The sequence below is a fragment of the Pedobacter sp. MR22-3 genome (genome assembly GCF_026240075.1).
Classification (GTDB): Bacteria; Bacteroidota; Bacteroidia; order Sphingobacteriales; family Sphingobacteriaceae; genus Pedobacter.
This window is the reverse complement of the sequence record NZ_JAPIVF010000006.1, coordinates 317,033-343,697: the sequence shown is the minus strand read 5'-3', so window position 1 is coordinate 343,697 and position 26,665 is coordinate 317,033. Positions and strand designations below refer to the sequence as shown.

Below are 26,665 nucleotides of genomic sequence, written 5' to 3'. Positions count from 1 at the left end.
TTCCTATCATTTCATTCCTTCTTCTAATCCACCAGTTTTCATAAACATGTTTTCGATTTCGGCATGGTATTTTGGATCGCTTACCTGGTAAAGTTCCTTCAAAAAATCAACGGAAACCGGTTTTGGATTCGGGTACTTATGCCTGGCCAGGAAATTTCTGAGTGCCAGATTTACCTTCTCTTCGCCAATCAGTTCGCTTAACCTGTACATGATTACCGCACCTTTGGAATAGGAAATGTGAATGTCTTCATTTTTCACCCGGTATAAGGGTTGTTCAGTAGTAAAGCCTTTTTCATCCAGATAAATCCCCAGGTGCATTTTTATTTTCTCCAGCAGTTTTGCCTTGCCGTGCATCTTTTTCAATAGCATCATCTCTGTATACATCGCCAGCGTTTCTGTAAGCATGGCTGCACCATCCCTATCATCGGGCGAGATCTGATTATTCCCCCACCACATGTGCGACAATTCATGGCCTGCCAGTTCATTAATGACGTCCTGCTGCCTATCCCCCTTAATATTCGCATGAAACAGCATATCTTCGGTCATAAAAATTGTTGCAGGATAGGCCGTTGCGGCAAAACCTTTGGTAAAGCCGGAAACCTCGGCAAAACGAATGGTTTTAAAGGGATAAGGACCAAAATTGTTTTCGCAATAATCCAGTGTTATTTCTGCATTTTTAAGCAAATGTGCTACATTTTCAGCATGATCCGGATGGTAATAAATCTCAAAGTTTTTCCCCTTGTAAAGCGACTTTTTCATGGCATACTTTGCAGCTGAGATAGCAAATCGAAAAGGAATTGGTGAGCTTGTTTGGTATTGAAAGTAATTTCTATCTGCATCTTTCCATTGCCTGTTGAGTTCACCAACACCAATAGCAGTTTGCTTCAACGGTGTGGAGATTACCATATTCAAATTGATGAAATCATCATTGGGCACTTTAGGCGCATCAAAAGCCTTTACAGTAGTAGCCTGACCTAATCCGAATGGCTTCCTGCGGCTTTTACCTGTTATTTCCTTAGTTGACAAATAACCAAACTGCGGATAAAACCTGCTGATGCGCATAAATGAGCCATTTTGTACAATGGCATTAAACGACTGGTGTCCGTTCACAGCTTTCCATGAATAGCGGATACTAAACTCAAAGCGGGCTTCCTGATTTGGCAACAAGGCTTTTCGCAATCGAATGAATTCGTATGGCTTTTTGATCCGGATCTTTTCTGCACCATTTATGTAAACAGCATGCTCCACATCCATTTCATTACCCAGGTTGACAAGCAGCCCATTGATGCGCTGTTTTGTTTTATTGACTAGCTTATAGTTACCACGGATATGATAAGCATTTTTTTCCGGGAACAAATCTACTTGTGTAGTTACTTCGGTAACAGTAGGCTGTGGCAGGTGCTGGTATCTCCTGTAAGCAATTTCATAAGCAGCTTGCCGTTGCAAATCATATTGTTCATTTTTAGGCCGGTAACCCTGCATCAAAATACTTCCCATACTAAAACTCAGGACTACAGCAAACAGTAAAGCAATCATACCAGGCCATTTTAACAACTTCCCTTTGGGCAGGTTGAACATAATGAGCAATAGGGCCACTATCCCAATCCCAAAACATAATCTTTCTACATAAAAAGCAGTATAAGCACCAAAGCCATTCATATCACTAAACACTCCTTGAAAAGGTTGTAAAAACTTCACCAAAGGATGACTGAAAACCTTTTTGCCTAAGGAAGTGGCCATGATCAGCGCAAAAAGAGCAGTTAAACCAAGGCCGGCATACTTTTGCCTGATCACCTTCTGGATCAACAAAATAAGCATCCCCAATAATACCAGTGGAAAACTATTAAACAGGAATACATGCGCGTAAACCCACCACTCTATAAAAGGATAATGATACAGCAACTGAAAAAGAATACCTTCCAGTATGATCAGTCCGCTAAACAAAAAGATCAAAATGGCCAGTGACAGGCATTGGGCAAAAAAATGGAATTTAACATTGCCCGCGGTATCTTCAATCAGATTAAAGTTGGCATTTTTGCTTTTCCAGTAAATTTCATGCGCATAATATAATACCGCAATCATACATAAGGCATGAAAATCCTGGATGATGGTACTTACCATTAAACCTGAACTGGCATATTGTTGCGGGATCCTGATGCCTTTTTCTATCTCCCCATACATTTCCATCCCTACATAAAATAGCAGGGCCATTGCGGTAATGATAAATGGTATACTTTTAAAAATATAAACCAGATCCATCCTGACAAATGAAACCAGTGCGTTGAATTGCGCCTTAAGATGATCACTTGTTTTAACGGGCTGATAAGCAGCCAAAGTAATGTGTTCCGTACTCTCCACGCGAGCTGCAGTTCGCTTATATTTTTGGATTTTAATTAGCGAAGTCTTTTTAATGCCTAACCATATTAAGCCCGCAGAGAGAACCAGTACGGCAAATCTGTTGAATAAAAACAAGCCACTTAATTCTACTATTTCTGAATTTCGCTGTGCTACCGACCAGTGCGCTGTCTGGTAAAAAAAGGCAGAAAAGCCAAAGGGATCGAATAATGCAGCAATAAACTGCGCCTGATCGGATTGTGGCATACTTTGCGCCATCAAGGGTGAACCAGAATAGATCAGGGCCACCATATACAAGATATACAACAGCAGGCCGCTTACATACACCAGTAATTTATTCCGGCTAAACCACGCTATGGTGCTTAATACCGAAGTGGTAAATAAAGTATTGATCAGCGTGAAAACCACCATCGGATACCAATACCAGTTGAATACAAATCCGGTATGTTTTGCTGAAGATTCTCCAAATGCATATCCGATAAAAAAACTCATAATCAGCAATAGCATACATGACAAGCTCAGCGATAAAAGTGCGGTATACCTGCCTGCAAAAAATGCATTCTTCTTTATGGGTGTGCTAAAGAGCAGGAGTTCAAAACGGGCATCAGTTTCCCTGAAAAGCAATTGCGAGGCAAACAAAGTGCTAAAAAAAATCGTCACCAAACTAACCAGGTTAGTGATTAAACTAATCTGGTAAGGTGAATTATCAAAAATATCTTCCCCAACCGAAAACCTAGCATGGGCACCACCCAGCACAGCCAGTATAGTGAGGAGCAATAAAAGGGCGTAAAAACCTGGCCTTTTAAAATATCCCTGAAGATCAAAAAGAAATATGGCTTTCATGATCAGGCTTTTGCAGGTTTAAGAACTGAAAAATATACATCCTCCAGGATTGGCATTACCGGCCTAAAATTTTCAGGTGCTTTATCTGCCCTTATTCGGATACTCATTTTACCGGCTATAAACTGTGAAGACAAGATCTGCAGTTCATTTTTGTATTGTTCCAGTTCACTGCTGCTTACTTGTTTCTGCCAGATTCTGCCCTCCAGTTCCTGAATAAGATCACTTGGGTTACCATGGGCTAGTAGGGTGCCTTTATTCATGATGGCCATTTTTGCACATAAATGATGTACGTCTTCCACCAGGTGCGTGGAAAGAATCACAATCACTTCCTCACTGATGCTGCTTAACAAATTATTAAAACGGTTGCGTTCTTCAGGGTCAAGACCAGCAGTAGGCTCATCCACAATGACCAGCTGAGGTTGCCCCAGCAGAGCTTGTGCCACACCGAATCGCTGACGCATACCGCCCGAGAATGTATGCACTTCTTTATTCCGGTGCTGAAAAAGGTTTACTTTATCCAGCAAAGCCAGAATTTGTGCTTTTCTTTCAGCGGCATTTGTTACGCCCTTTAAAACAGCCAGGTGCGAAAGCAGGTCATAGGCTGATATTTTGGGGTAGACACCAAAATCCTGTGGCAGAAAACCCAGGTGTTTTTTAATCAAGGCCGGATCTGCCAATACATCTGCACCATTGAACATGATTTCGCCGCTATCCGCAGCCTGGAGACCAACAATGGTTTTCATTAAGGATGATTTTCCTGCGCCATTTGGGCCCAATAAACCAAACATGCCATTCCCGATTTCAAGGGAAATATTATTGATGGCTTCCACACCATTGGCGTACGTTTTTCGAAGGTTTTTAATGGATAAGTGATTCATTTTTATTAATTTTTAGACAATACGATTTCCGTGCACTGAGGAAAGTGCTTTTTTAAATAAAAAGATAAAAGCCGTTATTTATACTTCTATATACTCCAGAATATCGCCTGGCTGGCAATTCAGGATTTTGCAAATGGCTTCCAGTGTATCAAACCTTACTCCTTTTGCCTTCCCGGTTTTAAGTATGGATAAATTAGCTGGGGTGATCCCTAACCGGTCGGCCAGTTCCTTACTCTGCATTTTACGTTTGGCCAGCATCACATCTACATTTACTACAATTGGCATGGTTAAATAATTAGGTCCTGGTCGTTCTGTAAATTCAAACCCTGCTCAAATATGGCAGCGAGAAAAAGCGCAAATATACCCATGATGCAATGGGCTGTAATCATGGCTACATAGGGATAATCTTCAATAGAATAAATACCCAGAATGAGAAATACCAGCGGAAAAAGAAAGAGATTGATCAGGTAGAAAAACCGGAGATGGCGAATGCCCTTCATCGTAAATATTTTTTGAGGCCTGAATGATTGGAAAACATTACTGAGCAAGGCAAAAAACGCGCCGTACAGAAAGATAACCAGAATCATTTCTGTAATGTAGCCCACAGTATATTCAGCACCCAATAAAAAATGTTCGGAAGTAAAGGGATAACAAATGGCGAAGCGGTTACCGGGCAGGTGCTGCAGGGTAGACGGCTGGAATAGCACACAAAGAATAATGTAAAGAGCCGTTAAAATATATCCGGCAGCCATTACCCTGGTCAGGTAAAAGGCGATGATTGAAATATGGCGAACTAACTTCATATAGCTGGCAAATAAATTATTCACCAAAAATAATAATTAATTATCGTAAAACAATAATTAATTATTATAAAAATACAAATCAATCATTATTCACCTAACAGCTGCAGGCATTATTAATTAGCAGATTTTTTAGTATCATCATTGGAAATGCTGCGTTCACTCTTTTTAATGGAGCCTTTCAGTTTTCCGAATTTCCAGTTCATGCTCAGGTTAATACGCCTGAAGGCATTTTCACGAATTCTTTCCTGTGTAAAATTCACCCCTTCATTATCACTTCTATACGCCCTGTATTTTTGAAAAGGATTAGCCACCATGGCCGAAAAAATCAGCTTATCCTTGATAATATCTTTACTTCCGCTGAAGGCGATGTAATAATTATCATTTGACTTGCCCTGTAACATTACATCCGGCGCACCATAATTTACTGAAACGCTGGACTTCCAGTTTTTTTCAAACTTATAACTGGTATTAAAATTAGCATAACCGGTAATGCCACTATTTTTGGTGAGCACACCTGCAATCATCCCTTCCAGCCAGATATAATTCATATTCGCACTCACGTTAAGGTTCCACTTCCCTGTAATCGGATAATTAAAATTGGCATTGGTACCCAGAAGTTTGTTTTTACCAATATTATAAGAGGTAATTCGTGTCAGGTTTTCAGCTGCAAAATATTCATATACTTGCTGTTGAGTGTTGTTGGCGAAATTATAGGTTAAACTGATGTTTAAAGATCCTTTCTTAAAGTTGCTATAGGTCATTTCGAAGTTATTGCTTAAAGCAGCTTTCAGGTCAGGGTTTCCAAAATATTCAAAATTTGGCCTTGATTTATCTACAAATGGATTCAGATCCCAAATACCCGGACGCTGAATGCGTTGAGTGAAGCCTAAACTAATACTCTGACTGTTTTTCAAAGTCCTGTTTAAGGAAACCGATGGAATCAGGTTAAAATAATCAGACTTAACCGTTGAGTTGGTGCTTTCGAAATTGCCTTTCACATCCGTACGTTCCAAACGGGCACCTCCTTTAAAAGTCCAGTCTTTTAATTTTAAGGTGTAGGTATTGTATACTCCAAAAATATTCTGATCATTGGTATAAACGTTACTCTGTGTTGGATCATTGATATAGATCTGCTGGGCCTCATTAAAATTCAGGTACTGAAAATTGCTTTCACCATTTCTCAAAATTGCTTTTACACCTGCTTCTATCGTTAGCTTTTTAAATGGATTAATGTAATCGATCTGAGCGGTTTGTTCCTTCGATTTGCTCGTATTATCCTGCTTATAGTTCAGTCCCGTGTAATTGAACCTGTTGCTAAACATCACATCATTCAACTGTGGTTCAGAACTGTCAAAAAACTTATAAGAGAAAGTTAGGAGATGGTCTTTTTTATCTTTAAATCCTTTCTGAAAGTTTAGTGTATAGTCCGTTCCACCCCATTCATACCTGGTCTTGCTATCCAGATCATAACCTGATGATACCGGGCCATCTTTAATATCAAAATGCTGATTTAAGTTTTGTTCATTGTAACCACCGTACGGGTTTACTTCAAGGGTTACCAGATTTAAGGAATCAATTTCATAGCTAAACTCGCCGCCACCCCAACCCCATTTATTATCTGTTTTTTGCGTACCGAAGGAATACATGCTAGATGGAATGGCGGTACCACGGCTGTTTCTCAACTCTGTAATTTTTATGCCATCTATCTGCCACACACCCGTACCACCGTAAAGGCTGGCACCAAAGTTTCCCTGCTTGATCGTCATGTTTAGATTACCACTCGGCCCGCCTGGAAACTGGTTGCGTACATTCACATTCCCGCTGTAGCCATTCTCCATTTTTTTTGAAGTGATGATATTGATAATCCCGGCCAAACCCTCGCTTTCATATTTGGATGGAGGCGTGGTAATTACCTCTATCTTCTGCACACCTGCGGCAGGCATGCTTTTTAGAAACTCTTTAGGATCACGTGTTAAAATGCCGGAAGGCTTTCCATTGATCAGGATGCGGTAATTGCCGGTTCCTTTTAGTTTAACATTGTCATCTGCATCTACAGATAGAAGCGGCACTTTACGCATCATATCCAATACAGATAGCACCTTACTTTCAGGGTCAGACTGAATATCATAGGTAATCCGGTCTGGTTCTTGTTTAATGATAGGTTTACTTCCTGCAACAGATACTTCATTAAGTTCATTACCTGATGAAATAACCAAAATTTTACCGATGTTAATATCCTCTTTAAGGTTGAGATCAAGCATTTTTGACCGATATCCAAGCGATCCGATAATGATTTTATATTTACCCTGACTAATTCCTTCGAAAGAGAATTTTCCCTGTTCATTGGAAACAGCGCTTTTAATAACAAATGAATCTTTTTTTAATGCAACGGTAAAATATTCACCTGGTTTTTGGGTAAGGCTATCGACAATAATACCACTCAGTTGATGTTTTTTTTCTTGTGCCTGGAGAGTGAAAAAGGTAAAACTACACAGCAAGGCCATGCATAAGATCGTTAAGTATCTGCTCATAGAAAATGGATTTGGTCTGCAAAATAATTTGCCCGGTTATTTACTAGATGCAGAAGTTTAGCGAATGTTGCACAGGCTTTTAAATTTTGTTGAAAATGAATTGAAAATCAACAAATTAATTTCATTTGTGCTTTAAAGCAGATCAATCTGACTTGCCAGAAAGTATTCTTTATATGAAGATAATAAGTAACATTTGGATGCTATTCCTTGCTGCGCTGCGGATATTTTCTTTTCATCCATAACAGGCTTCCAGTGATAGATAAAAATGCAGGTGTAAGTCCAAATAAAACATAAATCCATTGGAGTACATGACCGCCAAAGGCACCTATATGTAGTTGATAAGCCATATATTCAAAACGATCTTCCATACTTTGCTTATCAATTACAGTCTGCTTTTTCAATTTTCCGGTTTCTGCATCAAAGGTCATGCTACTCGCCTTTCCCTGGAGCAGTACATTAGTCGTTGATGGCATATGCCCCCTTACCAGTATTTCACCATTCTTAACTGTCGGGATATTGACTGCAATCGGCACAAAGCCTGGAACATGCACTTTCGCTTTTGCTACAATGTGATCAATATTTGCAGATACCTCGTAATTTTTCTGCTGTTTTGGTAGTAACCACATGGAAGGACTGAAATATTCCCTGAGCATCCAGAAACCAGTAAAAAAAAGCAACACATTAAATACCAGTGACCATACCCCAATAATGCGGTGAAGAGATGACGCGCCGGTACGCCAGTTGTTAAAGCGAAAACCTGATTTAAATGTTACTACCTGCCAAAAACGCCTGCGGTAAATAATGATGCCGGTGAGCAGTGAAAGCAACATCAACAATCCCATAATGGCTGTGATCAGCATGCCCGGGATGCCCATCTGCAGGCTGTAATGCAAGGTGTAAAGCCAACGCAAAAAAGAAGGCGAAAACTGACCATGATCACCTTCTTTAATAATTTTTCCGGTGTAGGGATTTACAAAAACGTAATACAGGTAACTGGCGGTGAGTTGCTCTTGCCGCTTATAAAGCATAAATTCATAACAGTCGAAACGGTCACGCGGAAAATCATGCAGCACCAGCTTTTTCAGGTTAGGGTGCGTGCGAAGAATCATCCTGTAAATATCATCAGCCGGAACTTTTGTATTCCCGGGCTTCAGATGATGAAGTCCGGGATTAAAGTAACGGTCAAGATCATGCCTGAAAACAAGCAATGAACCACTGATTCCATAAAGCAGAAAGAACAGCCCCAAAGCGAGCCCCAGCCAGCCATGCACCTTAAAAGATATTTTTGTCAACCGTTTCATCTTCATACTGCTTTAAAATTTATACCCGAGGTTTAGCCTGAATTCGCGTGGCGGATAGGGTACATAAGCATAGGCACCAATATTGGCTGAAGATGGTGTAATCCATCCGCTGCCATAGTTAAACCTATTCAGGAGGTTGTTGATAATTCCGTTGACAGAAAAGCGGCTGTTAGACCAGCCTACACCACCATCCAGGCGGAATATGGGTGCCAATGATAATTGTTGAAGTTCGTATCTCCCTGCCCTGCCTACCTGCCATTGATATCCACCGGAAACTGAAAAACCTTTTAAGCCTGTAAATGGAATAGCATAATTCAGCCAGGTATTCTGTATGTGCTTTACCCGAAATGGTGTAACCAGCCCTACCCGGGCAGGATTGGTGTCTTTTGAAATATGACTATCAGTATAGGCATAGTTGATCACCGCATTCAGTCCTTTAAAAACCTCACCTTTCAAATCAAATTCTATACCCTTTGAAAGGGTTTGCCCAAGTTGTGTCTGTACATTAATGGTAGGATCGCTCACTTTCACATTATCGCGGATAATCCGGTATACAGAAACGGTAGTATTCCACTTGCCGTTCATCCAGTCTTTTTTCAATCCAAATTCCAGGTTTTGTCCTTTCAATGGTTTAAATGCTTCACCTGTGGTGGTGTTTACGCCGCTTTGTGGCGTAAAAGTTTCGTCGTAAAGACCATAGACAGAAAATTCAGGAAGCAATGAATAATTCATGCCTATCTTCGGTGTAAATACTTTGTTCTTGGTGGTGCCCAAACTGGTTTTTGAAGCACTTTTTTGCACGCCTGTTTCACTAAAAGTAAACCTGGCACCAAGTGTTAAGCGGAGTTTTCCCTTCAGCAGTCCGAGTTCATCCTGCACATAGGCAGCCTGATAAGCAATAGATTGCTGGTCTGTTGCAATATCTGCAAGTGCGCCTGTCCTTATATTGGCATCAAAAGCAATCCCATAAACCGGGTTTGAAGCATCAAGCGGATAAAGCGTTTGATTTGCCGTTGGATCGTTAGACCCTGAATAAGAAAGGAAACTTTTGTGATTAATGTCGAAACCTCCTATAAAATTATGTTGGATGTTGCCCGTATTAAATACCCCATTGATATAGGGCTGGATAGCCAATACATCGGTATTGAGTCTTTCATAAGTTGCCCTCCGCATGATCAGATTTGGCTGAGCAGCGTTGTACCTGGACACAAAAAAGTAAGTTCCTTCCAGGTGGTCATGGGCATAGGCCGCATTTACCGTTAACTGCCAGTTGGCATTGAAGGCATTGTGATAGCTTAAAAAACCATTGTGCTCAACAGATTTCATGGGTGCCTTGTTGGGGTCATTGATGGTGAAATCAGTCGGCAAACTTGCAAATCCATCTGGCGCAAAAACGGTGGCAAAGTATTGCTGAAAGCGTTGCGACTGAAAAATGTATTCAGCCGAAAGGTATGAATGGTTGTTAATATTGTATTTCAGCACCGGATCTACCACCACCTTATCGTTAAAATTATATTGCTGAAAGGATTTAGCTTTCTGCGCGGCTGCATTCAGACGATACTGCCATTTTCCGGCTTTGTCCAGGTTGCCGTCAAAATCAACATTTGCCCTGTACAGGTTGAAGCTACCAACAGAAAAACCAAGCTCACGGGTATGGGTACCCATGGGTTGTTTGGTTACTATGTTATAGGAACCTGCCGGATCAAAAAGGCCATTGATATAGCTGGAAGGACCTTTAATAAATTCTACCCGGCTGATGATGGCGGCATCCTCCGCACTTGGACCGGCATAGATCATTGAAAGATCCAAACCATTGCGCATCGGGCTAATCTGAGCACCACGCATAAATACATAAGAGGTGTAAAGATCAGCATTGTTATTCCGTGTGGCACCGCTGACATTTCTGGTTACACTTTCATTGACTGAAATGGCCTGCTGATCAGCAATGATGCTTTGATCAATCTCCTGAATATTTTGCGGCAACTGGAGTAAGGGCGTTTTAAGTTTCAGACTGGCTGACGACTTATTGATGTTGTAACGGCGATAGTAACGCGAACTGATTTTCACTTCGCTGAGTGTTTTTGCCGAAGTATCCCTTACTTTGCTTGTCGAATCTTTGTTTATTGATGGCTTTTCCTGAGCGAATGCCAGGAATATTTGTAGTACCAGACAGAGTCCGGTAAATATGATTTTTTTCATTATTTTTTTATGAGTAGTTTTCTAACTACCGCTAATGGTGGAAACGATGATCCATAGCTGGATCATTGCCCAAAAAATTAATTGTGAATAAATTTATTTGCAATATGACCTGAGTGATCTTGCGCGTTGCTACTTAATTTTTATAGTGATGATGATCCGCTTGATTTGATGGAGTTATCAGATTAAATTTTTTCAGGTAAGCATGCGATTCATTAAGGATTTGATTGTATTGGCTATCCAGTTTTTTAATCTTAATTCGCTCTCCTTCAAAGTACTTAACAGCCTCCGCATTACGCTTTCCTTCTATATCCGGCACAAAATCCTGCATCCATTTCATCATATCCTGATCTACCTGATTAAGCTTTGTATTTAGTATGGCGATGTTTTTTTGTTCAGCTGTGGTATCAATACCTGGCTGAGTTATCCTGATTCCCTTCAATCCTGTTCTGGATAAAGTATCCAACATGAGCCTGTATTTTGAGGCCATTTCGCCATCCTCCATTACCTTATTGTGCAGATCGACCACTTCCTGGCGAATCACTTTGTAGTCAGGCTCATTGCTACAACCCAAAAATATTGAAATACAGAGGATAAACAGTATCCTGACTGCAGCAGCTATTTTAAAAAATCTTTTCATGATGTTAGCATTTTTAATACGAATTCATATTTACTAAAGCTTTCTACGGTGGGCAGTAAATCTTTAGTAAACAGCATATTTATCTTCGAAAAAAGAATACAGGCCATTGCCAGAACACTCCTAATCATAAAGCAGGAACATTTAGCGCATAAAGAAATATCGTGAGAGCTTTAAGGCTATAAGATATAATCAAAAGCGATAAAGCATAACATTAAGCCTGTAGAATAGCAGCTTTGGGCGGTTGGAAAATGGTAAAAGTTCGGTGTACCGTGTTAAGCACCGGACGTTGTGGATAGATAACCCTGATGTTTGATTTCTTAAAAGTAAAAGATGCTGCAGCTACAGGCAGTGCTTCCATGTGATGGCTCCGCTGATTTTCCCTTTCCTGCTTTTTTTCTTTTTCTTCAGCAAGCTTAAGTTTCTTCATTAAAAAACACTTGCCATTACAATGCATCCAGGGCCGGTCTCTGTTTTCGCATAGTTTTTCTGAAATATACTTCTGGTTTAACTCAAAACCGGCATAAATGAAAAAACGCGAACAGTTAGATCCGATCAGTGCAACTAATAAAGATATGGCAATAAACCTGTTCAACATTGAGCGGCAAAGATATGGAATACTGATTTCAAAAATGAAACAAAACTTATAATATTAAAAATTCAGCATATTGTTTAATCCGTAAAGAATTGATTCGCCTAATCCGCCTCCGTGCGCCGTTTGTGCTTCTCCACAAATTCAGTCGGCGTTAATTCGAACTGGGTATAAAAACATTTACTGAAATAGGAATGCGAATTGAAACCCACCATATAGCCGATTTCGGCAATGGTATATTCCTGTTCAACCAGTAATTTTGCAGCCATCTTCAAACGAATAATCCGCACAAATTCATTCGGCACATGCCCGGTTTTGGCTTTGATCTTTTTGTATAAACTCGATCTGCTCAGCCCTACTTCCCTACCCAGGTCTTCTACTGAAAGTTGCGGATCGGCAATTCTGGCTTCAATAATCTGTGTTATTTTCGCCAGAAACTTTTTATCCCGGTTTCCGGTATTCAGTATTTCCGTTCCTTCCAGCGGGTTTTGGGCGAACCGCTTTTTTAAATTAGACTGGCGTTCGAGTAGGTTTTTAATCATCAGCGACAGCTGTTTCCATTTAAACGGTTTCGAAATATAAGCATCGGCACCACTTTCCAATCCCTGGATCTCCGCTTCGGTATTCGTTTTAGCCGTAAGTAAAACCACAGGCAAATGACTGTAATCAATATCGTTCTTGATGATTTTACACAATTCAATCCCATCCATTACGGGCATCATCACATCAGAAATGACCAGGTCAACCTGATGATTATCCAATTGTTTCAATCCTTCCTTGCCATTTTTTGCCCTTAAAGTATGATAACCTTCGGCAATAAAACTTTTGGAAAGGAAATCCAACAGCGAAGGGTCATCTTCTATTACCAAGACTGTTTGCTTTCCTTCATGTTCTTCGTTGGCTTCTTCCAGCTCAAGTGCTGGTGCAAGTTCATACTGGCGAAATGGAATGAGCACCGTAAAAATGGTTCTTAGTCCTTCTTCGCTTTGCACCTCAAGCCGTCCGCCATGTTTTTCTGTCAGTGATTTGGCCAGCGCCAGGCCGATGCCGGTACCACCCAGATTGGTGTACTGATGCTCTTCGGTTGACACCTTAAAGAACTTTTTAAAGATCGAATCCAATTGTGCTTTCGGGATACCAATGCCATCATCTTCCACGCTGATGGAAATCATTTCTTCACCATTGGCAGCCACATGCATATCATTGATGTTAATTTCCAGTTTTCTCCTGGCAAATTTAAATGCGTTGATCAACAAATTACTCAGAATCTTCATCAGGGCTTCCGGATCAGCATGAATATCCAGTTTTTCAAATGCAGTGACTACACTAAACTCCAATCCCTTTTTAGTGGCGATTGGCGAGAAACGATCCCTGATGCTATTGATTAAATAAATCAGTTCTAAAGGTTCGGGATGAATTTCAAAAATATCACTTTCAATCCGCCTGAAATCCAGTAATTGGTTGACCAGTGTAAGCAAGCGGTCTGAGTTTTCTTCCATCACCAGCAACTGCTCCATACTTTCCGGATCTTTCTTCTTTTGAGTCAGAAGTTGTTCCAAAGGAGCAATAATGAGCGAGAGCGGGGTACGAACTTCATGCGCCATAGCCGTAAAAAACTCTATCTTTTGCTTATAAAAATCCTGCTCACTTTTATTTTTAAGCCGCTCCAGCTTGATTTCATTTCGTTTACGTTCTTTTTCATACACATACCTTCGGAGCCAGATGGCACCTGAAACCAGTGCGATCAGGTAAAGAATATACGCCGTAACGGTTTTGTAAAATGGCGGCAGGATTTTAATTTTAATACTGGACACTTCGCCTACACCCGTCCCTAAATCATCAATCACCCTCACCTGAAAATGATAATCTCCCGGAGGCAGATTGGTGTAAGTGGCCTTGCGCTGGCTGCCCACATTGTTCCAGCCTTTATCAAAACCTTCCATTTTAAAGGCATATTGGAGTTTGTTGGGTGCAATAAAACTGAGTGAGGCATATTCTATGCTCAATACCGATTGATGATGCTTTAAAACAATTTCACTGCTGTAGTTGATGGATTGCTTCAAAGGACTATTATTGTCGTTCCCATCCAGATCTTTATTGAACAGCTGAAAATTAGTGAAACTTACCTTTGGTATAGCCGGACTGCTTTTTACCTCCGCTGGTGAAAATGCATTGAACCCGTTAATGCCACCAAAATAGAGTTTGCCTGATGAATCTTTATAATAGGCCTTATAATTGTATTGCTGGCTTTGCAGGTTGTCCCATTTTCCAAAACTTCTTTTGGTTTTCGTTTTTGGATGATATTCAAAGATGCCGTTGTTGGTCGAAAACCATAATTTCCCGGCCTGATCTTTTACAATGCCGTAAATTACAGCACTCCTGATCCAGTTTTCATGATCAAAAGCCCTAAATTTCCCGGTCTTTTTGTTGAGTACATTCAGTCCGCTGCCATCCGTTCCCAGCCATAAATTTCCTTCCCCGTCATCCAGCATACAGATCACCTTATTGGAACTGATGGAACCGGTTTTTTGCGAATAGGCATACTGTGTGAGGTGGTTATTTCGATCCATTCTGATCAGGCCATTATCATAGGTGGCAATCCAGATGACCTGATCTTCATCCTGATAGACCTGGTAGATACAGCTTTTGTCCAGGTTTTTGCCTTTAATGCGAATAAAGCGATCGTTTTGCTGATCGTACAAATTCATGCCTGAAATGGTGGATACCCAGATGCGTCCCTGCCGGTCTTCATCAATGGAGTAAACGCTGTTGTCACTCAGTGAAGCCGGATTGGCTGGGTCACTTTTATAACGCCTGATCTTTCCGGTACGCGGATTTAGGATATTCACTCCACCGGTGTACATGCCGATCCAGATGTTGCCGGCCTTGTCCTGATAAAGCGCATGAATATTGTGATAAGAGAGACTATCCTGCCCAGCTGAAAAGGGAAATTTGCGGAAGGATTTATCTGTGGTATTGAAATAGTTGAGTCCGCCATCTTCTGTACCAATCCACATCTGGCCAGGTTTGGTTTCTAAAAAGGCACTTACCGCATTCCCGGAAAGGGAATTTTTCACGCCCGAAGGATAGTAAAATTCAAAGCCCGAGCTTCCTTCATGGTAATAATTGAGTCCGCCGAAATAGGTGCCGATCCAGATGCCCCCTTCCCGGTCTTTAAACACATTATAAACCGCATCATCATTAATACTGAAAGGATCGTGGTTCTTTTTCTGATAAGCGGTGAATCGGTTATTTTTCCGGTCGAAAATGTTTAAACCTTTTTCCGTGCCTAAACAAATGTATCCGGGTTTGGGCTCATAAATGGCCCTTACAATATTATCGCTAATGGAATTTCCCGACGATTTCTGGTAAATGGTGAATTGGTTTGTACGTTTATTCCAGAGGTTTAAGCCGCCCGCCATGGTGCCAATCCAGATATCGCCATGACTATCTTTATACAAATCGAGGATGACATTACTCGAAAGTTTCGCCCCTGGCGATGATGTACTGTATTGTCTGATTTGATTGGTTCTGGGGTTAAGCACATCAATGCCTTTGCCATAAGTGCCCATCCAGATCTCTCCTGCGTCATCCTGGAGGATTTTAGACACCTCGTTTGATGCTAGTGCTGGTGAAGATGTAGTATTGAAACGCTTGATTTGCCGGCTTTTTGCTGCGTAAACGAAAACCCCTTTCTCTTTAGTCGCGATCCAGATGTCGCCATTTCGAGCACGAATGACATCATTGATAAAAAAATGCTGAAGCGGTTTAAAAAGGCTAAACTTTTCGGTTTCCAGGTTGAAGATATAAATCCCCTCATCGGTACCGATCCAAAAGGTTTTTGCATCGTACTTAAAAATTTTGCGGATAAAGTTGTTGCCTAAACTTCCGGGAATACCTTTCTGAAACTGGAAGGATTTAAAATCATAGCCATCAAAACGGCTGAGGCCATATTTAGTGCCGAACCACATGTAACCCTGATCATCCTGCTCAATATCCCAAACGGTATTGGCACACAAACCATCAGATACGGTATAGTGCCTAAAGAAAATTTTCTGAGCAGTGACAGAATTTAAAATAAAAAGGCTAAAAAAAAGGAGCAGGACTACTGCCCTGCTTATCTTTTTGTACATCATAAATGGTTAGATAGGTTTCACAAGTTAGTGAAATTGCCTTTCGCGGCTGTTATTTTATGTCGTTCAATTTTTTAATCAACTCAACCTCTTCCTTTTTATAAGGTGTTCCATCTTTTCTGAACACTTCATGAAACCATTCTTTCGGTTCTTCTCCATTTGGAAGTGGTGTATCCCAGGCGTATTTGGTATTTGATTTTCCATCTACCAACCCCCAGTTAATGGCACCGATGTTTTCCTTTTTCAGCAAAGGCATCACATTTTCAAAGCGACTGCCGCGGGTACGGGCCATATATTCGGTACAGATCATCGGCCTTCCATGTGAACGCAACATGTCAATGACGCGTTGGTGCCATTGTGGCTCTTCATAATCGTGGTAAGTAATCACGTCAGAATTTAACGCCTGAAAAGCATTCAGTTCTTTATAATCCCATGCCCAAAGGCCGGCACTGATGGGTTGCTCCGGATTAACCGCCCTGGCCCAGGTAAACACACTTTTCAGCAAGGGGTAAGAAGTCGTCAGCTTGCCCGAATTTCCAGGTTCATTATATAAATCCCATAATAATATGCGTTTGTCCGTTTTGAAACGGGTCATTACATCCTTCACATATTTTTCAAGTGCAGGAAAATTAGCGGCATTTTTCGAATCCGGATCGCCCGGGTCCTGTACCCATCCAGAATTGTGGATACCGGGTTTCGGTGCAGGTTGTTTGCCAATTTTAGCCTGCTTGTTCCAGCAATCATCAAAAAACACAAAGACAGTTTTAATTTTATGTTTATTGGCGATGGTAAGGTATTGATCCATTCTCTTTTTGAAACCTTCCTGATCTTGTTTCCAGGCCAGGCTGTGCAGGTAAACCCGCATGGTATTGAAACCAATGCCTTCTGCCCAACCCAACTCTTTATCTATTGTAGCCGGATCGAATGTATCAGCCTGCCACATTTCCAGCTGGTTAATGGCGGTACTGGGTAAGAAATCGGCACCATTAATCCATTTGTATTGTTTATACCAGGCGTTGGCCTTTTCCATTGACCATACCTTGCCTACAACGGGCGTGGCTTCCTGTGCACTTGCCACTGTGGTGATACTTAACAGTGCGAGCAATAAAAGGTTAACATATTTTTTCATCATATCAATTTTAGGTGTTGTCCGGCTTTTGCCGAACCAGCTTATTTATTTTGTGAGGGAATGTTTAGCTCCTGATCGGTTTTTAGGGGAACACCAAAATTTGGCGATCCATCTGCATTCCAGGTAAATTTTTGCGCCCTTGGCGAACGTTGTCCGCCACAGCCTTGCCCCGGACCAGCATTGGCATGATATAAAATCCAGTCTTCTTTCCCGTCAGGCGATTTAAAAAAGGAGTTGTGACCGGGTGCATACACCCCATTTTCGGGCGATTGTTTAAATACAGGTTGGGGGCTTTTTACCCATGAATCCGCATCAAGAAGATTTTTTCCTTTCAGGCTCAACATCCCCAGGGCATAAAAATCTGTCCAGCAGCCACTGGCCGAATAAATCAGGAAAACTTTGCCTTTATTCACGAGTACCTGAGGACCTTCATTTACATCTACATGGGGTGGATTATTGGGATCGTTAAGGTCGCCATGTTTTTCCCACTCAAACTGAGGGCTGGAAATTTTGTAACGTTCACTCTCAACCGTCCAGGGGTTTTTCATTTTGGCAATATAGATTTCCTGCTTCTGGTTGATGTCTCCCTCCCATCCAGCCCAGATCATATAAAGCTGCTTCTGGTAGATAAAAACTGAACCATCAATGGCCCATTTGTTCGTGGCATCGCCCACTTTGCCTTTGAATACCCATTCACCCTGCAAAGGGTTTTTCGAAGCATTCTCTAATACATACATGCGGTGATTGTTGTTATGACCATCATCTGCAGCGAAATATACATACCATTTGCCACCGATAAAATGAATTTCAGGGGCCCAAAGTTCTTTTGAATATGCTTTACCAGCCGGTGGAATGAAAATGGTTTTCTGCTCGGCTGTTTTAAGATCAGCCAGGTTTTTGGTTTTCCAGATCACCAGCTCATTTTGCATGGTTTGGGTATAATAATAATAACCATCTTTATAAATGCTCCAGGGATCGGCTCCTGAAGGCAACAATGGGTTTTTAAAAGTCTGCGCCAGGCCCATCTGTACGATAAACATCAGCAGCAAACTCAGTACAATGCGGTATCTTTCAATGTGTTTATTCATATTATTGTTCTCCGGAAGGTTTGTTCACCTGCAATCCTGTAGCTACTGGCACACCAAAATCCGGACTGCCATCGGTTTTAAATGTAAATTTCTGCATCCTCACGTTTCTTTTGTCTGCACAGCCCTGGTTTGTTTCTGAGTTGGCATGATAAATCATCCAGTTTTCTTTGCCATCTGGCGATTTAAAAAACGAATTGTGCCCCGGTCCATAAGCATTGCTTTGTGGCTGTTTGCTAAACACGGGTTGGGCAGACTTTTGCCAGTCGGCTTTCACCAACGGATCACCCCCGGTTTTAAGGCTTAACATGCCTAAAGCATAATCGTCCGTTCCACAATAGCTTGCTGAATAAATTAAAAATGCCTTATTATCCGGAGATATTAATGCCTGCGGACCTTCATTTACACCAAATCCATTCTTTTCCCAATTCAATTCCGGTTCTGTCAACTTAGTTGCTGATCCTGCTAAGGTAAATGGATTTGTCATTTTAGCGATGTAAATATTTTGTGTCAGATTTACATTGGTCACATCGGGTCTTCCGCACCACATGAAATAGCGGCTGCCGTTTAGCTCGAGGATGGAACCATCAATCGCCCAGAAATCGGTATCGGCAGTAAAAATGCGACCTTTATCTACCCACGTTCCTGTAGTGGGGTCGGCACTGCTGTTTTCGAGTACCCATGTCCGTTGACTGATATCAGCACCATTGCCGGCGGTGTAATAAATGTACCATTTGCCATCGAAGAAATACAATTCCGGTGCCCAAACATTCCTGGAATTAGCCGTACCAGCCACCGGAACAAATACGGTTTTAGGAATGGCTGCACTCAGTTTAGACATCGCCGTGGTGGCCCATAAACTGATCGAAGTTCCGTTGGTTTGGAGGTAATAATACACCCCGTCTTTCTGGAATACCGATGGATCAGCTCCGTTCATCAAGGGGTTGGAAAAAGTACCTGCTGCTGGAGGTGGAATGACGGGATCAACCGGAATGGGGTTGTCTGTTTTCCCGCAGGAAAGACCTACAGAAATTAAAATCGCCAGTCCGATGGAATGGAGCTTTAAGTTTTTTAATATGGGGTTGTTTTTCATAGGATATGATTAAATATGTTTTTTTTCTATTAATCTTCATTGCAAAGTTTTTTTCATCAATCTTGCTTAATAAAATTGCTCCTGCGTAAATCTTCTTAATCTGCAGGAAACTAAAACATGATACAGTATATCTCCCGCTGATTTTCGCTGATCCCGCTGATGAAAATTGATCTGCGTAAATCTTCTTAATCTGCGGGAAACTAAAACATGATACAGTATATCTCCCGCTGATTTTCGCTGATCCAGCTGATGAAAATTGATCTGCGTAAATCTTCTTAATCTGCGGGAAACTAAAACATGATACAGTATATCTCCCGCTGATTTTCGCTGATCCCGCTGATGAAAATTGATCTGCGTAAATCTTCTTAATCTGCGGGAAACTAAAACATGATACAGTATATCTCCTGCTGATTTTCGCTGATCCCGCTGATGAAAATTGATCTGCGTAAATCTTCTTCATCTGCGGGAAACTAAATGTGGCACAGTATACTCTCCGCTGATTTTCGCTAATCCCACAGACTAAAAATTACTTTAGCAATAACGAATCAATTAATACCTCGGATTCTGCGTCAAATTTGAATTTAAATCAATATCACTTTGCGGGATCGGATAAAACTCGTGTTTCCCAACAATGAAACCCGTAAAATCTGCATCTCTGCTGGCCAATGCTGGACTTAAATCGCCCCAGCGTGATAAATCTGCCCATCGCCAACCTTCGCCAGCCAGTTCGGTTACCCGCTCATGTTTGAGCTGAGTTAAGAATTGTGCCTGGCTTAAGCCTGGTTTAGTCGAAGTAAGCGTAGCCAAACCTGCTCTTTGCCTTACCCGATCAACATATGGATAAGCTTCTGCCGTTCTGTTTAAACCATTAAGTGCTTCTGCATACATTAAAAGCACATCTGCATAGCGGATTAAACGATAGTTATTCGGCGAACGGAAACCTTCCTGGTTTCTCCAGTGATCGTTCAACAATTTCCGGAACCATACGCCATTGGCATCAGGTCCGTTGCCATAACGACTGGCAAAAGTTTGTCCGTAAACGATGGTAGCAGTTGGTCCGGCCGGATTTACATTATTAAAAATAAAAGACGCCGCCAAACGTGGATCTTGTGCACCTCCAACTGTGGTTTCCTGTAAAAATTCATTTACTACCCACCTGCGGGCTGCTCCATCTGAATACCCAACACCCGGAGGCGCGAAAAACTGAGCAATAGATGAACCAGTGTTATTAATTCGGGCTTCATCCACATCATCATCTGTACTTTCAGACTGGTTTTCACTGAACTGAATTTCAAAGATAGATTCACTGTTATTTTCCTTGCTGATGATAAAGTTATCCCGGTAATCAGCTGTTAGGGAGTAGATTGAACTTCCGGCACCCGTAACCAAATAGCCAAAAGCATTGGCTGCTTCCTGATACATGCGCTGTTGCAGATAGGTTTTACCCAGAAGCGCATAAGCGGCTCCTTTTGTTGCACGGCCCAAATCTGTTGCCGAATAACTTACCGGTAAATCGACCAAAGCCTCGGTTAAATCTTTGGCCACCTGTGCATAAGCCTGTTGTGTAGTGGCATTTGCAGGTACATCTTTCGGTTGCGAGGGCGTTAACATTAAAGGCGGACGGCCATAATAAAGCGTTAGGTTGAAATAAAATAAGGCCCTTAAAAATTTGGCTTCGGCAATGATCCTTTTCTTATTGGTTTCATCCATTGGTATGGCTGGTACATTTGCAATCACCTGATTGGCCCTGAACACGCCCACAAATAGGTTAGACCAGGTTTGAGCGGTTAAGCCATCATTATAATTGGTTTGATTGAAGCGCATCAGGTTATTCAATCCGCCATCGCCACCTGAACCGAAACCTTCATCCGATTTCAGGATGCCATGGTAGAACATCCATCTCGAATATAAACTGGCGGTACGGTAAAACGTACTGTAAACCGCATTAATGCCTTTTGTTGCATCATCACCCGTTTTCCAGAAGCTGGAAATAGTTGGTGCATTTGGATTAACGGCATCAAAATCTCTTTTGCAACCTGAGAAGGCCATAAGTGATGCTGTTAATATGAATATATATTTTTTCATGATCTGTTTATAAATTAGAATCCTACGCTTAAACCAAATGATATAATTCTGGATGATGGATAATTTCCATTGTCTACGCCCGGCTCCAGGTTTGCATTTGCGCCTACCACATCCGGATCCAATCCGCTGTATTTGGTGATGGTAAACAAGTTTTGACCGCTTACATATAACCTGGCACTGCTGATATTGGCTTTAGAAATGAACTTAACCGGCAGGTTATAACCCAGTTCTACATTACGTAATCTTAAGAAAGAACCATCTTCAATCCAGCGATCGGTGTTGCCCCTTGCATTTTCATTAATGCCCCTGTCGTTCGCCGCAAACTGGTAACCCAATCTTGGGAATGTAGTATCGGTATTGGTTGGGGTCCACGGGTTAATTGCCCTTCTGTAGTTGGAGTTTCCGTAACTATCCAGTTCCCGGAGTACATCGTTATAGAGTTTTTGTCCGAAGGCACCATAAAGCTGAATAGAAAGACTAAAATCTTTATACCTGGAGTTGAACTGTAAACCCGTAGTAAATTTAGGGAAAGCAGAACCTGCAAACACACGGTCTTTATCGTTGATATCATCATTGGTACCACCATTAACAGTATTGACATAACGGATATCACCCGGCTTGGCATAGGCACTCTGGGCTTTATGTGCATCAATTTCTGCCTGATTCTGGAAAATACCATCCGTTTTTAACACATAATATTCACCGATGGAACGTCCTACCTGCGTACGGGTATTGCCCGACTGGATATAATCTTTCGGCTGACCCGTTTCTGTATCGATCCCTAGGTTACCCAGTGATAATACTTTATTTCTTATTACACTTATATTCCCTGCGATGTCCCATTTAAAATCACCATCCAGTTTCGGGCGGTAGCCTAAATTTAACTCAATCCCCTTGTTTTGGATGGAGCCGATATTCACAATTGGATCGCCCTGTAAATTCCCCAGATAACCCGGCAAAGGCTGAGCAAGTAAAACATCTTCAGAAACTGACCGGAACACATCAAAGTTTACGGTGAACTGATCCTTAAACAAGGAGGCATCAAAACCTAAATTGGTTGTCTTTTTCTTTTCCCATCTTAAATCACCCGAAGCCAGTTTAGCCTGAATAGCACCTGCATTGGTGGTTTGTCCGCTGCCCAAAACTACATCTGGTGCCTGGTTTAAGAAACCGATGTATTGGTACGGACTTAAAGTATTCACACCCAGAGAACCATATGAACCTCTTAGTTTTAAATCAGATATCCAGTCCACTTTAAAGAAATCTTCTTTCGAAATTCTCCATCCTAAAGCACCTGACGGGAAATAACCTGTTCGGAACTGAGGAGAGAAACGGGAATCTTTATCTGCCCGGAAAGTAAAGGTAACCAGGTATTTATCATTATAGGTATAATTTACCCTTCCCAGATAGGAATCTAACAAGCTTTTATAGATCGTACCGGAAGAAGTACGCCCCTCACCGGCTGTAGAAGTTAAGGTATTGAAATAATCTCCTCCAAATTGTGCCAGCTTAATGCCGCTGCCGAAAGTATTATCCGTTTGCGTAGTCTGCTCGGTGTAACCCACCACCCCGTTGATGCTGTGTTTACCGATTACATAGTTATAGTTTAAGGTATGCTCCAGTAAATAGCTGAGGAACTGGGAACGGTTATCACTTAACTGACTAAAATCAGGCGATTGGTTCTGGTACCAGGAACCATCTTTCCGGAGCGATTTGCTCTTATCAAAGCTGGTTTCGATACCGGCATTAAAGCGATAAGTTAAGCCTTCAATGATTTTAAAATCGACGAAAGCGTTACCCAGAAGCTTGGCGAAATTTGATTTGACCGAAGTAATATTGGCAATAGCCGTTTGGTTACGGGAAAAAGTATTGATACTGGCATTTGATCCGTAGCCCCATCCTCCAGGGTTATTGGTACTGATTAAAGCATTATCCTGAACCGGGATTAAAGGCACGCTGGTAAACATATCATACCATGGATTTCCGGCAAAGGCACCACCCTGAAAAGGAGATTTTGAAGTGGAAGAAGAAAAAGCCAGGTTTTCTCCGAATTTGAACCTGCCTTTGGTGGTTTCGGTATTTACCCTGAACGAAGCCCGTTCAAATTCCCTGGCAATCAGTACGCCTTTATCTTTGAAATAACCCCCGGAGATCAGGTATTTTGAACCATTGCCTCCACCGGAAATACTGGCGTTATAATCCTGAACCGATCCGGTGCGAAGCGTTTCATCTACCCAATCCGTATTGGTTCTGCCATTATAGTTGGCAACACCCGGCTGAATGGCCATTCCTGAAGCCTGATATGCACGGGTATTGGTGGCTGCATATTCCGCAGCATTCATCATGTCGTAAGTTTTTGGTACCTGAGAAATACTGTACCTGGAAGTTACTGCTATTTTTGCGGGGCCATCCTTACCCTTTTTCGTGGTGATGAGAATCACCCCATTCCCGGCTCTTGATCCATAAATGGCAGCTGCCGAGGCATCTTTCAGGATTTGTACGTCTTCAATATCATTCGGACTCACTGTGGTATTTGGATCGGCAATCATCCCATCGATCACATACAAAGGACTGGCGTTACCAAAAGTAGCCAGACCACGGATATTTACCACTGCTTCCTGACCTGGAGCACCACCATTTCTAACGGCTACGCCTGGGGTTTGCCCTTGTAATGCTTCTGGTAAAGAACGTGAGACCAGTTTTTCGGTGTTAGTGGTATTTACCGAGCCGGTAGCTCCGGTTAAATCTCTCCGGCGAATGGTTTGATAGCCGATTACGACCACATCATCCAATGAGGTATCAGCTGAAGTTAAGGTCACATCAATTACGGGATTGCTGCCTACAACAATTTCTTTGGATTGGAAGCCAATATAATTGAAGACTAAAGTGGCATTCTCTGGGACAGAGATGCTATACTTTCCATTGGCATCGGTGGCCACTACCCTGCTGCCTCCCTTTACACTTACGGAAACACCTGGCAAGGTTTCGCCAGAAGCTGCCCGCACGGTTCCGGTGATCTGCACATCACGTTGAAAAGCGTTGATTTCGTAAGCCATAAGGTGGACATCGGCAGCATAACCCGGAGCAATAGCGGCTGCCATCAGCAATGGCAAAGCGAGCATTCCTTTAAGGTTACTAACCTGGTGTACGTGAAATAAACTGCGTAAATTTCTTTTTTTCATAATAGTTACATTTGGTTTTGTTGAAAAGAAGTTAGATTGGTTCTGTACCTTAAAGGACAGCTCAAAAGCGGATGTATTTGGCTTTTTTTCATGGACAATGAGGGATTTATATCGGTTAGCAATTCGTTAATCCTGGAGAAGATTTAACGGAACAATGTTAGTGCTTTGCCAATCATGGCGATATAAAAATTGAATCCAATGCTATAAAAAATGTGGAATTATGCCTCTCCATAAGGCATGGGAAGCGATTAGCAGGAAATTTGAGATAATGATTAGTGTATTTTACACTTCGATGTGTGGCCAGCCTTACAAATGACAGGCTGGTCAAAAATCCATTACGTGGTGATGGAAATTATTTATTTTATCGTCTTCAAGAGTTACTGCTTAGCACCTATTCCTGACCAATTCCCGAAGGGTAGTCAGATTAGCATAGGCCTCACCCATGGTGTTATTAAAGTAAACAAATACCACTTTACCGTCTGCCAGCCATTCAGAAACATAGTCTGCATATTCATCAAGTATATCATCCGGGTAACTTCCCCTATAATTGCCTCCGGGACCATGAAAACGAAGGTAAACAAAATCAGTATCTGAATCTCTGACAGGCGAATTTGCCGGCGACTTATCATGGATCACCATGCCCAGCTTATATTCATCCAGAAGCTCATATATTTCATCGATGTAAAGTGATGAATGTCTGAATTCCAGGGCAATTTTCCACGCCATACCCGGATCATTTTCCCGAACGACAGACATCAAGTACTTCAACTGTTTAAAATGATTGAGTTTAATACTTGGTGGAAACTGAACTAAAATACAAGCTTTCTTTTCTTCTATATGCGAGATGACTTCAAAAAAACGGGAAACTACATCAGGATCAAAGGCCAGATCTTTATTATGCGTAATTTCTTTAAAAAGCTTAAAGGTAAAACGAAAATCCTCGTTTACATCTAAGGCCCATTTTTTAACTGTTGAGGCTTGTGGAATTTTATAGAATGAACTATTAATTTCAATGGTGTTCATTAGAGAAGCATAGTAGCAAAGCCTGGATTTATCTTTAAATGCTTCCGGATAATGAAGTTTATTGGGAACAGGCAGCAAAAGACCACTTGTTCCGGCGTAATAGTTATTAAATGTAGTATCCATATCATCTAAATAACAATAGATAGATGCAAATAGTTATTGCGGATTTTGTGATTTTATTCTTATTCAATTAGTAGCCTGACATAATTTAGAATAGCGAGTAAAATAAGTATAACTAAAATATACCATTGAGTTTTATTTACGCTTTTGGCGCCAAATTTCCTTACACAGATCCTGTCTACAATTAAAATCAATACGGGAAGAGGTAACCACAGCAAATTTACCCAACCTTGTAAGCGCTGATCCATCCCAAGCTGGTTGATCATAATAACAGATGAAATGACTAAACCAAATAGGGTAAGCAGGCTCAATACAAAGAAAACTGTTATTTTTAATGGTCTGAATGTTGACATTATTTTTGGTTAATGCAAGATTTTGATTTAATGAATTATAGATTTCATACTGTTAATTTAATTCCCTAACCTAACTAAATTCATTGAAAAATCTGGATCAACTAAATTAAAAAATCTAATTAAGACCGTTCGATAAGTGTCTCGCAAGTTGTCCAGATACCGCAGACGAGCCCGGTAGCAACAAGTACAAGTATAAATAAGTTATCAATCCCTTTTCTCAGTTTAATCCGGAATATGATAATAAACATCCGTGGGCAAGTCAGTAAACAATAAAATAATGTTGGCCAGCAATATCAAAAATACAGTTATTGTAATCCACAGCAGTA

18 protein-coding genes are annotated in these 26,665 nt (G+C 41.3%); 1 reads left to right on the top strand and 17 read right to left on the bottom strand.

The genetic code is table 11. The features are described from left to right. Window positions 1–6: 6 nt before the first annotated feature. The 9 genes from OQ267_RS16695 to OQ267_RS16655 form a co-directional block, all read right to left on the bottom strand. Complete coding sequence (locus OQ267_RS16695) at window positions 7–3,198, bottom strand: ABC transporter permease/M1 family aminopeptidase (protein WP_265837011.1); 3,192 nt, start codon at window positions 3,196–3,198, stop codon at window positions 7–9. Window positions 3,199–3,200: 2 nt separating this feature from the next. Then, window positions 3,201–4,076, bottom strand: coding sequence for an ABC transporter ATP-binding protein (locus OQ267_RS16690; RefSeq protein WP_088300410.1), 876 nt, complete (start codon window positions 4,074–4,076; stop codon window positions 3,201–3,203). 78 nt (window positions 4,077–4,154) lie between these two features. Beyond that, entirely contained in the window at window positions 4,155–4,361 is a 207-nt protein-coding gene (locus OQ267_RS16685; protein WP_265817813.1) for a helix-turn-helix domain-containing protein, read from the bottom strand. Window positions 4,362–4,363: 2 nt separating this feature from the next. Next, the gene (locus OQ267_RS16680) at window positions 4,364–4,879 is read right to left on the bottom strand and encodes a DUF2975 domain-containing protein (RefSeq protein WP_265837009.1); all 516 of its coding nucleotides are present in this window, start codon (window positions 4,877–4,879) and stop codon (window positions 4,364–4,366) included. 113 nt (window positions 4,880–4,992) lie between these two features. Next, complete coding sequence (locus OQ267_RS16675; RefSeq protein ID WP_265837008.1) at window positions 4,993–7,410, bottom strand: outer membrane beta-barrel protein; 2,418 nt, start codon at window positions 7,408–7,410, stop codon at window positions 4,993–4,995. A 200-nt stretch (window positions 7,411–7,610) separates the two neighbouring features. Next, window positions 7,611–8,711, bottom strand: a complete 1,101-nt coding sequence (locus OQ267_RS16670) for a PepSY-associated TM helix domain-containing protein (protein WP_265837006.1) — start codon at window positions 8,709–8,711, stop codon at window positions 7,611–7,613. Window positions 8,712–8,723: 12 nt separating this feature from the next. Continuing rightward, window positions 8,724–10,910 (bottom strand): TonB-dependent siderophore receptor, encoded by a 2,187-nt coding sequence (locus OQ267_RS16665; protein WP_265837004.1) that lies wholly within the window; start codon window positions 10,908–10,910, stop codon window positions 8,724–8,726. A 133-nt stretch (window positions 10,911–11,043) separates the two neighbouring features. Further along, complete coding sequence (locus OQ267_RS16660) at window positions 11,044–11,547, bottom strand: hypothetical protein (protein ID WP_265837002.1); 504 nt, start codon at window positions 11,545–11,547, stop codon at window positions 11,044–11,046. Between the two features lie 211 nt (window positions 11,548–11,758). Further along, window positions 11,759–11,974 (bottom strand): hypothetical protein, encoded by a 216-nt coding sequence (locus OQ267_RS16655; RefSeq protein WP_140418637.1) that lies wholly within the window; start codon window positions 11,972–11,974, stop codon window positions 11,759–11,761. Between the two features lie 97 nt (window positions 11,975–12,071). On the opposite strand from OQ267_RS16655, the gene OQ267_RS16650 reads away from it, so the two are divergent. Continuing rightward, window positions 12,072–12,194, top strand: coding sequence for a hypothetical protein (locus OQ267_RS16650; protein ID WP_265817806.1), 123 nt, complete (start codon window positions 12,072–12,074; stop codon window positions 12,192–12,194). Between the two features lie 46 nt (window positions 12,195–12,240). Here OQ267_RS16650 and OQ267_RS16645 read toward each other — a convergent pair whose 3' ends face one another. From OQ267_RS16645 to OQ267_RS16610, 8 genes are all read right to left on the bottom strand, one after another. Then, window positions 12,241–16,272, bottom strand: a complete 4,032-nt coding sequence (locus tag OQ267_RS16645; RefSeq protein WP_265836999.1) for a hybrid sensor histidine kinase/response regulator transcription factor — start codon at window positions 16,270–16,272, stop codon at window positions 12,241–12,243. Window positions 16,273–16,321: 49 nt separating this feature from the next. Beyond that, window positions 16,322–17,401, bottom strand: coding sequence for a cellulase family glycosylhydrolase (locus OQ267_RS16640; protein ID WP_265836997.1), 1,080 nt, complete (start codon window positions 17,399–17,401; stop codon window positions 16,322–16,324). A gap of 38 nt (window positions 17,402–17,439) precedes the next feature. Continuing rightward, the gene (locus OQ267_RS16635; RefSeq protein ID WP_265836988.1) at window positions 17,440–18,486 is read right to left on the bottom strand and encodes a glycoside hydrolase family 43 protein; all 1,047 of its coding nucleotides are present in this window, start codon (window positions 18,484–18,486) and stop codon (window positions 17,440–17,442) included. A 1-nt stretch (window position 18,487) separates the two neighbouring features. After that, a complete protein-coding gene (locus OQ267_RS16630; RefSeq protein WP_265836986.1) occupies window positions 18,488–19,576 on the bottom strand; it encodes a glycoside hydrolase family 43 protein in 1,089 nt (362 codons plus the stop codon). 549 nt (window positions 19,577–20,125) lie between these two features. Then, entirely contained in the window at window positions 20,126–21,661 is a 1,536-nt protein-coding gene (locus OQ267_RS16625) for a RagB/SusD family nutrient uptake outer membrane protein (protein WP_265836985.1), read from the bottom strand. 14 nt (window positions 21,662–21,675) lie between these two features. Then, on the bottom strand, window positions 21,676–24,843 hold the full coding sequence (locus OQ267_RS16620) for a SusC/RagA family TonB-linked outer membrane protein (RefSeq protein WP_265836983.1): 3,168 nt from the start codon (window positions 24,841–24,843) through the stop codon (window positions 21,676–21,678). A gap of 384 nt (window positions 24,844–25,227) precedes the next feature. Then, window positions 25,228–25,989: a DUF72 domain-containing protein gene (locus OQ267_RS16615; RefSeq protein WP_265836982.1), complete on the bottom strand. Its 762-nt coding sequence runs from the start codon at window positions 25,987–25,989 to the stop codon at window positions 25,228–25,230. A gap of 59 nt (window positions 25,990–26,048) precedes the next feature. Beyond that, complete coding sequence (locus OQ267_RS16610) at window positions 26,049–26,339, bottom strand: hypothetical protein (protein ID WP_265836980.1); 291 nt, start codon at window positions 26,337–26,339, stop codon at window positions 26,049–26,051. Window positions 26,340–26,665 lie beyond the last annotated feature (326 nt).